A 10,207-nucleotide genomic window follows, 5' to 3' on the forward strand; every position below is an offset into this window, starting at 1 on the left:
CCAAGTGGAGTTGCCGAACGTGGCTTGGTGGAACGCGCCAGGCCCGGGGGCTCTCCGGACGAACGTCCGTCTGTCTGTCCAGAAGAGTAGGGGCCGAGTGTGGCCTCATGAGCGACTGGCCGGTCCTTCTTCGTTGAAGTCCACCAAAATAGGCGTCAGTTGGCGGGGAAGAACCAATCACGAAGCCTGCAAAAGGCTTTGCCCAAGAGGGTTCGTGCCGAGCGGTCACGTTGCTCCGGGCATCCCTTCGCTTCGAATGGCTTCCGAGCGCTTTGCAGGCGGTGGGAGCTGCCGGCACGGTGCGCTCTATTCGATCCCGCGCGGCTGTTGGACGGCTGTTCGGGCCGATGTCCAGCGGGCCGAGTAGGCGGACCAGAGCTGTGCCTGGCCGCTCGTCGCCCAGGGTGGGTAATTCGCCCGGCGCGTCGAACACATTGTCCCGGAAGGGGGAGTTCCAACTGCTCTCCGACCGTTGGCGGGACACCACTTCCGTGCTTTGCCCGCGAGGGACTGGGCGGCCTCTCCTGGCGTCCGTCTGTAATTCTCCGGCTGTCCAAAATCTCGAACCCCACCTTCCGACAGGGGCGAACGAGCCGCACGTCAGGTTCAGTTCTGGACGGACGTGCGGTTGGAGCTGTTGAGCAGTCGTTTTGCCGTCGCTCGTTGTTCAGCGGCAACAGGCCGTTCTTGATGCGGAACGACTCCCACCACGTTTGGTCGCGCGGACTCCGTGAGAAGAAGGTCCTTGTGACCCAGCGCAGGCCGTTTGTGATGCTCGGCTTTGCTGCTTCGAGGTACCGGCGGAGGTGCCCGGCGCGCGACAGTTCACGCAGTGTCTTGCGGCATGCAGCCTGCCCCAGCGTCGGCAGTGTCTTTGCCAGGGTCTTGTACCCCATTGCGGCGCCGACTGGGAGTGCGTCGATGAACGCCGCCAGACATGCTTCTCTCTCGGGAAGATGCTTGAAATCGCTGACGCTGCGCGGTTGTTGACCGGGAGCATTACGTTTTCCGTATCCCTGAGGGGCCATGGGGTGACCATGAATACACTCATGGTCCGGGAAGGGCGTGCCGAACTGCGTCACCGCTGTTCCTCCTCCGTGACTGTGGTCGTGCGGCTGCCGTCACGTCACCACGACCGTGAAGGACCCGTATGAAGTTCGCCAGCTAACCCGAAGTCCCACGTTGTGACAAGGCAGGTGCCTCGCACCGGTCGGAGTTTTTACCGAGCCGACGTCGGTGGTGGTGATGCCGGCACTTCCGTTCTGATCCAGGGGAATCGCCTGGCCAGAGGCGTTAGTTCGATTTCCATCGTCTTCAAGCCGTGGCTCACCGGTTGTTGTTCACATGCCGGTTGACTCGGAGTAGGGCTGAAACAGTGAAGCCCATCGAGTGGCTGCGATCAGGATCAGGGTGAGAGGAGCTGCCATCCACCACCTGCTCATGACCTGGCGTGCGAGTGGGACGCACGACAGACAGATGGCCAGTGCTGCGCACGCGAAGGTCATGCCGCACATGGCCTCGATTCGTGTGAGGACGAATTCGCCACGCTGTGCGTAAGGAGATGCACTCACGGCGTGGTAACAGGTCGCGCACGCAACGAGATTGAGGACGGTCATCGGCACCCCGAAGGCCCAACGCAGGCCCTTCATTTTGCCTACTGGTCGGCGCTCCGGTCGTTGGACTTCCCATTCAGGTGGGGTGTGGGTCATCGGTCTTCCGGCTTGGATTCCTTGCGGCGGAGCCGCAACGGACGTCTGCTGTACTGCTGATCGAAACCGCAGCAACGCACAACGGGGAATCAATTCGGGCGCTGTCGAAAACGAGCGTTACGCCCCTCGTTCAGCCGGGAGTCGATCTCCAGCCGGACTTGGAAGTCAGCCAAGTACCGGAGTAATTATGCCGTGCCCGCCCTGTGGTCGAACCCCCGTGATGTACTACCAAAAGGCGGACACGGCTTCCCCGGAGGGGGATGGAGGAACTCCGTCTCCGGAGCGCCTCCTCCGGAATACTCCCACATCTCGCGGGCCTCACGGTATGCCTCTCCCTCGCAGGGGTGAACGCTGCCCTGGAGAGATTTTCCGAGACCCTGCGGTCGACCTAGTCCTCGGGGCTTGTTCGACAACGTTATTGGCCAAGCGCTTACTTGATGTGGCAGTGGTTGTGCCGCCTCTTCAGGGCTGTAGGACCGCAGCGTCTTGTGTCTGAAGTGGAAGCCCGCGAGCGTGGTCAAGAGGAAAGTTCGATTTCTGACTTTCCTCTAGATCGTCAACATGGCGTGAGTCTGCGGGGGCCTGGGCAGGGGCGAGCGCGGCGACAAGGCGCGGCCGCGTCTTGCCGCGGCCCTTGCCCGTCGGACGACGGATCAGGTCTGTCGAGCCGAGGTCGTCCGCGCGAGCGGCTACACGGAGTCGGCCGGCTGCCTCGGCGTTGCCGTGGTGGGGCCGTTGGGGCCCGGTCAGGAGCGACAGGCTCGGTGGTTCCTCGACGCCTCTCCCGGCCGTCACACGGGGCTCGGAGCTTTGGGACGTGGCTGGTCTCCCGGCGGTCCTTCCGGGCCTTCCGGTCCGGGGCCCTCCGTACCGGTGTCCCCTTCGTCGCCGTATGTTGGCTCGGTGACGTGGGCTGGGCTCGGTGACGTGAACCTCTCGTCGGTCGAAGCGTTCTCTGCCGAACTGGACGTCGTCTCGGCGTTGAGGTCCGACAGCATCGTCCGGTTGAAGCCGAAGAGGTACGTCGCAACGAATCCCACCACGTAACCCACGGCGAGGCCGAACGCATAGACCGCCGTAACCGGCCCCAGGCCGTGGTCTCCCTTGAGTAGAGGGAAGAGTGCCCACCCCGAAGGGCCGATCGCAGCGGACCCCACCGAGATACCGAGCTGGTAGAAGAGGCCGACCACTCCGCCGCCGAAAGCGCCACCGATGCAGGCCGTTACGAAGGGGCGGCCGAGAGGCAAGGAGACGCCGTAGATGAGTGGTTCGCCGATGCCGAGAAACCCTGCGGGGAGCGCGGACTTGATGGTGGCCCTGATCGATGAGTTGCGGCGGAGCTTGAAGTAGATGGCGATTGCTGCCCCGACCTGGCCGGCGCCTGCCATTGCGAGAACCGGGAGGAGCACTGTGTACCCCTCTTGGTCGATCAGTGTCGTGTGGATGGGGATCAGCGCCTGGTGCAGTCCGAGCATTACCAGGGGCAGGAACAGTCCGCCGAGAACGAACCCTGCCGCGGTGCCTCCGTGTGCCAGCAACCAGTTCGCGGCGTGCCCGATGCCCGTCGCCAACTCGCCGCACACGTACATGAGACCGAAGAGAGTGACGAGGCCGGAAACGAGGACCGTCAGGGTGGGGGTCACCAGTACGTCCAGCGCCTCGGGGACCCATCGTCTGGTGTACTTCTCGACTTGGACGGCCAGGAGGGCTGCGAACAAGGCGCCCAGAACGCCTCCCTGCCCTGGGGCCAGTTCGTGGCCGAAGGCCGATACGTCGGTGACTCCAGGAAAGACGATGACGGCGGCGGCTGCCCCGCCCAGGACTGGGGTGCCACCGAACTCCCTCGCGGTATTGATCCCTACGAACACGGCGAGGAGCGATATGAAACCGTTCGATATCGCTGTGAGCGCGGGCGTCACGGAAGAGGCCCAACCCAGGTTCGTCAGAAGTCCGTTGAACCCTGCGACGATGCCGCAGCCGATGAGTGCCGGGATGAGTGGCACGAAGATGTTCGCGATTCTTCGGAGCATCAGTTTGAGAGGGGTGGCGTTCCTCTGTTTCTGGGCAGCACGGATGGCTTCGCCTTCCGCTGCCAAAGCGTCGGCACCGGGGCTCAGGGCTCGGGGCTCGGAGGGACTGGAGCTTCGGCCGAGGCTCGGGGCTCGGAGCTGAGGCGTCGGGGCTCGGGGCTCGGGGCTCGGGGCTTGGGGCTCGGAACTCAGGTCTTCCGCGGCTCCCCTCCCTCGCCGGTCCTCACGTACCACCGTCCGCTGGGCACCCCCTGCGGCCAGACGCTCGAACTCCGGCGCCACACGCGCGACTTTTCCGGGGCCGAGAACGATCTGGTACGTGTCGTCCTCGACCACTCCGAGAACCCCCGGCAACATGCGCAGTTCGGCGTCCTGAACGAGTGACCTGTCGGCCAAGCTCAGACGCAACCTCGTCATGCACTGGCTGACGGATGTCACGTTCCGGGATCCGCCGACCAGAGGGAGGATCTTCTCGGCTAGCTCGCGGTTCTCGTCTCTGCTCATGCTGGCGTCCTTGGTCGTGGGACGCCGGCCGTCGTGGCCGGTGCTGCCGATAGTGCGGCGACGGACCGCGAAGCGCAGGTCGGCCTGCCGAATTCATGGCATCCGGGTGGCGCGGCGGGCACAGCTGCGTGTGCGAGGCGCCATGCGCACGCGCCAGAGGTTGGTTTCCGCGTCCGTTGCGCTCTTGTTCAGGCGCGTCCGGCTTCAAGTGCCTTGCGCAGGTGGCCGCCTGAGGTCGCGAGGAGATGCGTCGCCGTCGTGGCGTCGACGTCGCCGAGGAGCATCAGGATTGCGTTCTTCACCTCGCCGTCCGTGGCGGACAGCGCCCTTTCGATCTCCTCGTCCTCCGCGCCGGTGGCCAGGGCCACGATGCGTCGGGAGCGGGCTCGGAGCTTGTCGTTCGAGGCGCGCACGTCCACCATGAGGTTTCCGTAGGTCTTGCCCAAGCGGATCATGGTGAGTGTGGAGATCATGTTGAGGACGAGCTTTTGAGCCGTCCCGGCCTTCAGCCTTGTCGAGCCTGCGAGGAGCTCCGGGCCGACCACGATCTCGATTCCGTGGTCGGCGGCGGCAGCGAGCGGTGATCCCGCGTTGCAGGAGAGGCCGATGGTGAGCGCGCCGTGCTGGGAGCGCGCGTACCGCACAGCTCCGACGGCGTACGGGGTGCGCCCCGATGCGGAGATGCCCACCACCGTGTCCCGGCTTCCCAGCGCGAGCTGCTCGAGGTCGGCGGCGGCCAGTTCCGGGCTGTCCTCCGCACCCTCGACGGACGTCCGCAGAGCCTCGGGACCGCCGGCGATGAGGCCGACGACCTGGTCGGACGAGGTGTTGAAGGTCGGTGGGCACTCGCTCGCGTCGAGGACCCCGAGGCGTCCGGCGGTGCCGGCGCCCGCATAGATCAGTCGGCCTCCTTGCGCCATCCGCTCGGCGGTGGCGTCGATGGCTGCGGCGATCGCGGGGAGCTGCGTCGCTACGGCGGCCGGGACCGATCCGTCTTCCGTGTTCATGAGCTTCGCGATGTCGAGGGTCGGCAACCGGTCGATCTCGGCCAGTTCGCTGCGGAACGCCTCGGTCGTCAGGTGGGCCAGCTGCTCCTGGAGCGCGCCGGTCGGCTGGGAGTCGGAAGCGCTGTCCGAAGGGGCTGCTGAAGGTTCGGTGCTCATGGTGCGCGGCTCTCTCTGTGCACGGTGCGGGGTGAGGACGCTCAACGAGGTCTGGTCGGGGGGACGTGCCGGTGCGCCAGCGCCTCGTAGGAGGCGGACAGGGCCGGTGCCGCCGTCTCGTAGGTGCGTTGCGCGACGCCGACGAAGAGGCAGTCGACGGCGAGGAGTTGGCCCGTCCGGCTCGACATGGCAGCCGGTCGCAGCTCGCTCTCTCGGACCGCCGAGGTGGTGAGTACGTAGTCGGCGTACTGGGTGACCTCGCCGTCCGGGCGGCCGGTCACGGCGACGGTGGTCGCGCCGTGCTCGAAGGCGGTCCGCAGTGGCTCGATGACGTCGCCGGTTCGGCCCGAGTGCGTGATCGCCACGGCGACGTCTCCGGGATGGAGCTGAACGGCGTTGGTGACCGCAAGGTGCGGGTCCGTGTGGGAGTGCGCGATGAGGCCGATGCGCAGGAGCTTCTGGGCGAGATCCTGTCCGACGAGGGACGAAGCGCCGACTCCGTAGACGTCCACCCTGCCGGCTGTTGCCATGGCCGTCGCTGCTGCGTCGAGTTGGGAAGCGTCGAGGCATGCGGCGGTGTCGGCGAGGGTCTGGCGTTCGTCGTGGGCGAGTTTGGCGACTACTTCGGCCATCGAGTCGTCGACGGCTATGTCGGCGGTGACCGAGGGGGCCGCTCCCGACTGCAGATGGGCGGCGAGGCCGGCGAGGGCGAGGCGGAGGTCGCGGTAGCCCGGGTAACCGAGCAGCCGGGAGGTGCGGACGACGGTCGCTTCGCTGGTGCGGGTGCGTTCGGCGAGGCCTGTGACGGTGAGTCGGGCACAGCCTGCCGGGTCGGAGGCCACCGCTTCGGCGACGCGTTGCATGGAGCGGGTCATGGTGGGAGCCATGGTGCGCACCTTGGCTGCAAGGGCCTCCGGGGCGGGAGGGTTGGGGGAGCGATCCGTATCCGTTCGGCCGCGGACGGGCGAGGCAGCCGAGACCTGCTCAGGAACGCTGGCGAAATTTTCCTTCAGATTTCCGGCCACAGGCGGAAGGTATTTTCTGCGGAGCCTTCCGTCAACGGTGCGTGACCAATACGGCTCTCCGGCCGTCCGTGCGGGCCGTTCGGTTCCTTGGTTTGGTGCAATGGGAGGTATGGAAGAGCATGAGTCGGCATCCGGGCAGTCCGCTAGCGAACCGTCCTCGTTGGAGAGGGGGCTTCACGTTGCGCGGGCTCTGATCCTCGCTGATCTGGACGCGAGCAGGGTTGCGGAGGCCGACATCGTCTCGCTGGTTGAGGAAGCGGTGTCGCACCGTCGATGGTGGGTCGAGCAGTGGCCGGAAGGTGTCGTCTTCGTTGCGGGCTTGGTCGCGCAGGACGTTCAGGACGCCTTGCTGGACCGGTACGGGCGGTGGCCCCTTTGCCCCGTGTGCGGTGGTGGAGATCCACACGCTCTCGATGTGCAGCCGGAGCTCGGGGAGGACCCGCAGTGGGTCTGTTCGGAGACGTCCACTGCTGTGGCGCGAATCGGGCAGTTGGGGGCTCGGCTTTGAGTGGGGCGGGGGTTTTGGAGGCTCGGGGCTCGGGGCTCAGGTTCCGTTCCCGGGGCTTGGCGTCGCTCTTCGGGGCTCGGGGCTCGGAGCGCTGTTTCCCGGGGCTCGAGGCTCGGAGTTCGAAGCGCATCCCGAGGCGCTGACGTGACGATCTACATCGACGCCCCCATGTGGCCAGGCCACGGCCGTATGTGGTCGCATCTGGTGAGCGACGCCTCCTACGAGGAGCTCCACACGTTCGCCGAAGCACTCGGCTGCCCGCGCCGCGCCTTCGACCGTGACCACTACGACCTGCCCAGCACCCGTTACGAGACAGCCGTCGCAGCAGGAGCCAGGGAAGTAGGCAGCAAGGAACTGCTCCGCCGTCTCACGGAAGCCGGGCTGCGACGACCGAAGCGCCGCGGCCCGCAAGCCGAAGGGACCCGGCAGCCGGAGCGGTCGTCGCCGTGCCGCTCCTGAGGCCGGCCGGATTTCATCCGCGGCCACCACGACGATCCGTTCGGGCCGCCAGGGCGGTGAGAAGCACGGCGCCTGCCGCGAGTACGGCACCTGTGAGAGCAACCGCCCGGTACCCCAGCCCGGCGCCGATGACGAGTCCGCCCAGCCAGGGACCCGCGGTGTTGCCGAGGTTGAACGACGAGGTGGCCGTAGCCCCGGCGAGCGTCGGCGCCGACGAGGCGACGTCGAATATCCGGGCGTTGAAGGCCGGCCCCGTCGTGAAGGCAGCGACCCCCAGCACGAGTGTGAGCGCGACGGCCCCGTACGTGGACGGAGCGAGCACCGCTAGCAGCGCGAGGGTCGCCGCGGTGGCGGTGATACCGGCGTACATCGTGCCGAAGAGGTGGGAGTCGGCGGTGCGGCCGCCGAGGAGAGTACCGACGAGGCTGCCGATCCCGAAGAGGACGAGTACGGTCGGGACGCCGTCCTCGTCCAGCCCCGACACTTCGGTGAGCAGTGGTGCGAGGTACGAGAAGAGGGCGAAGGTCGCCGCGGCGTTGCACGCGATGGTGCCGACCGCGAGCCAGACCCGACGGTCCCGGTAGATCCGCGCCTCCCGGCGCAGCCTGGGAGCCTCCGTCCCGGCGGGCGTAGCCGTCCGCGGCACCATCAGCGCGACGCCCGCGATGCCGAGTGCGGCCAGTACCGCGACGCCCCAGAAGGAGGCACGCCACCCCGCGTGCTGGCCGAGGAACGATCCCGCCGGCACTCCGGCGATGTTGGCGACGCTCAACCCGCCCACCATCACGGCCAGGGCACGCGCCTTGGCTCCGACCGGAACGAGCGACACCGCCACGGCCGCGCCGACAGCCCAGAAACCTGCACACGCCAGTGCACTGACGACGCGTGAGCCGAAGAGCACTTCGTACGTCGGAGCCAGGGCTCCGGCGACTTGTCCGAGCACGAAGACGAAGAGGAAGACGAGGAGCGTGGTACGTCGGGGAAGTCGCAGTGTCGCGGCCGCCAGAAGCGGCGCACCGAGGACCATGCCGATCGCGAACGCCGAGATCAGGAGTCCCGCTCGGGGGATAGAGACGTCGAGATCGCGGGCTATGGGCTGGAGGATGCCCGCGAGCATGAACTCCGAGGTGCCCAGCGAGAAGACGGACAACCCCAGCACGTACACGGCGAGGGGCATGCGATGCCTGCCGGCGGGAGCGGCCTGACTGCTCGGGGGCTGGTCAGGCACTCCAGCAGGCGTATCGGGACTGCTCCCGCCAGCCGGTGTGGTGTCCGCGGGCATGTGAGGCCAACCGACCGATCAACGTACTTCATTCCCCGCGGAGTTGGAGCGCGCCGTCAGGCCGCCAGCAGATCGAGTTCTGTTTGTACGTTGTGTCGTGCGGCTTCCTCCCAGTGTTCCGCGCCGTAGGGGGTGCTGAACACTGCGGGGAGTGCGAGGAGTTGGGCGAGCACCTCGGAGCGCGCTGTTCGGAAGACGGCTTCCGGGACGAACGAGTACTCGCGCCGGATCTGGGCGGCGTATCGGGCGTACGCGTCGGGCGGGCCAGCGAGTACGTACAGGTCCGCGTCGCAGAGGACGGCGCCTGCCGCGTCGTCGGGCGAGGGGTCGTGCGAGGTGGTGAGCCGGACCAGCCTGGCTACCTCTGCTGTACGGGAGGCGTCGACGCCAGCTTCCGGGAGGGCGCGTTCTGCCAGGCGGGCGCTGCGTTCCTCGTTCTCGCTGCGGTCGGGGCGGTAGACGGCGTCGTGGAACCAGGCCGCCAGGAGCACGGTGTCCCGGTCGAAGGTGCTCCCCTCGCGTCGCGGGTCCTCCGGGGCGAGCAGGGCTACCTGGTCAAGAACGGTGCGGAGGTGCGTAGTTGAGTGGTAGTGGCGGTGCGGTTCTGCCCAGCGCTGCAGGAGGTCGGCTCCGTACGGCGTCGGGTCGGGATGTGTTGTGCCGCCGCGGGCGCTGGTGAGGAGGGCCGTCCAGGCGGCGAGGAGGTCGTCGGTCGGCTGGGGAGCGGCGTCGTCTTCCGGTTCTGTGGAGCTCACGGGCCAATTGTCGTCGTCGGGCGGGGTGCTGTCTTCCGGGGGATCTCGGGGTGTGGCACTCTGTGGTATATGTCTAGACCAATTCTTGAGGTGATCGCGCTCGACGCCGAGGATGCGCGTGCTGCGCAGGCCGGAGGGGCGGACCGCCTCGAACTGGTCTCGGCGATCGAGGAGGACGGACTCACGCCGAGCCGGGAGACGGTCGCCCGTGTCGTCGCTGCTGTCGACATTCCCGTCCGCGTGATGCTCCGGCCCGCCAACGACTTCCTGCTGGCCGGGCAGCGTGAACTCGAGAGTCTGTGTGCGGAGGCCCGCGTCCTGAGAGGAGAGGGAGCCTCGGAGTTCGTTTTCGGATACCTCGACGAGGCCGGGCTTCCCGACATCCCGGTGCTTGCGTCCTTGAACGAGGCTGTTGCGGGCTGTCGTTGGACCTATCACCGAGCCATCGACCGGGCTGCCGACAGGGATGGTCTGCGGAAGAGACTCGCCTCCCTCGGTGACCTTCCGGGGCTCGATACCTACCTGACGGCCGGTTCGGCGGACGGGGTGGGGAGCGGGTTGGATGTGCTCCGCAGCGAAGTGCGCCGGTCGCGGACGGGGGAACCGGGGTACGGGCCGCGGCTGATGGTCGGGGGTGGGCTTCAGCTCCGGCATGTGCCGGAGCTGTTGGCGGAGGGGGTAGATGCGTTCCATATCGGTGGTGCTGCTCGGAGCGGGGGGTGGGCGGGCAGGGTTGATCCGGGGGAGGTTGGTGTGTGGCGGGGGGTGCTGG

General features: G+C 67.3%; 8 protein-coding genes. 3 read left to right on the forward strand and 5 right to left on the reverse strand.

The genetic code is table 11. The annotated features are described in order from the left end of the window. Window positions 1-2,500: 2,500 nt before the first annotated feature. The 3 genes from UWG_RS0107040 to UWG_RS0107050 all read right to left on the reverse strand — a co-directional run bounded on the left by UWG_RS0107040 (window position 2,501) and on the right by UWG_RS0107050 (window position 6,293). On the reverse strand, window positions 2,501-4,243 hold the full coding sequence (locus tag UWG_RS0107040; protein WP_029391234.1) for a PTS transporter subunit EIIC: 1,743 nt from the start codon (window positions 4,241-4,243) through the stop codon (window positions 2,501-2,503). A gap of 188 nt (window positions 4,244-4,431) precedes the next feature. Beyond that, on the reverse strand, window positions 4,432-5,406 hold the full coding sequence (murQ, locus tag UWG_RS0107045) for an N-acetylmuramic acid 6-phosphate etherase (protein WP_016906498.1): 975 nt from the start codon (window positions 5,404-5,406) through the stop codon (window positions 4,432-4,434). 41 nt (window positions 5,407-5,447) lie between these two features. Next, window positions 5,448-6,293, reverse strand: coding sequence for a MurR/RpiR family transcriptional regulator (locus UWG_RS0107050; protein WP_016906499.1), 846 nt, complete (start codon window positions 6,291-6,293; stop codon window positions 5,448-5,450). Window positions 6,294-6,540: 247 nt separating this feature from the next. Between UWG_RS0107050 and UWG_RS0107055 the strand changes: the two genes are divergently transcribed. Both UWG_RS0107055 and UWG_RS0107060 read left to right on the forward strand, forming a co-directional pair. After that, window positions 6,541-6,939: a hypothetical protein gene (locus tag UWG_RS0107055; RefSeq protein WP_016906500.1), complete on the forward strand. Its 399-nt coding sequence runs from the start codon at window positions 6,541-6,543 to the stop codon at window positions 6,937-6,939. Window positions 6,940-7,083: 144 nt separating this feature from the next. Further along, window positions 7,084-7,398: a DUF4031 domain-containing protein gene (locus UWG_RS0107060; RefSeq protein ID WP_016906501.1), complete on the forward strand. Its 315-nt coding sequence runs from the start codon at window positions 7,084-7,086 to the stop codon at window positions 7,396-7,398. A 13-nt stretch (window positions 7,399-7,411) separates the two neighbouring features. On the opposite strand, the gene UWG_RS0107065 is transcribed toward UWG_RS0107060, so the two are convergent. Next, window positions 7,412-8,575 (reverse strand): Cmx/CmrA family chloramphenicol efflux MFS transporter, encoded by a 1,164-nt coding sequence (locus UWG_RS0107065; protein WP_016906502.1) that lies wholly within the window; start codon window positions 8,573-8,575, stop codon window positions 7,412-7,414. Between the two features lie 161 nt (window positions 8,576-8,736). Beyond that, window positions 8,737-9,435 carry an HD domain-containing protein gene (locus UWG_RS0107070; protein WP_016906503.1) on the reverse strand — a complete coding sequence of 233 codons (699 nt, stop codon included), beginning with the start codon at window positions 9,433-9,435 and terminating at the stop codon, window positions 8,737-8,739. A 69-nt stretch (window positions 9,436-9,504) separates the two neighbouring features. Here UWG_RS0107070 and UWG_RS0107075 point away from each other — a divergent pair. After that, window positions 9,505-10,207 (forward strand): copper homeostasis protein CutC (locus UWG_RS0107075; protein ID WP_033196003.1); only part of this gene is annotated, 703 nt, incomplete at its 3' end.

Origin of the sequence: Streptomyces xiaopingdaonensis, assembly GCF_000262345.1 — a bacterium.
Taxonomy (GTDB): domain Bacteria; phylum Actinomycetota; class Actinomycetes; order Streptomycetales; family Streptomycetaceae; genus Streptomyces; species Streptomyces xiaopingdaonensis.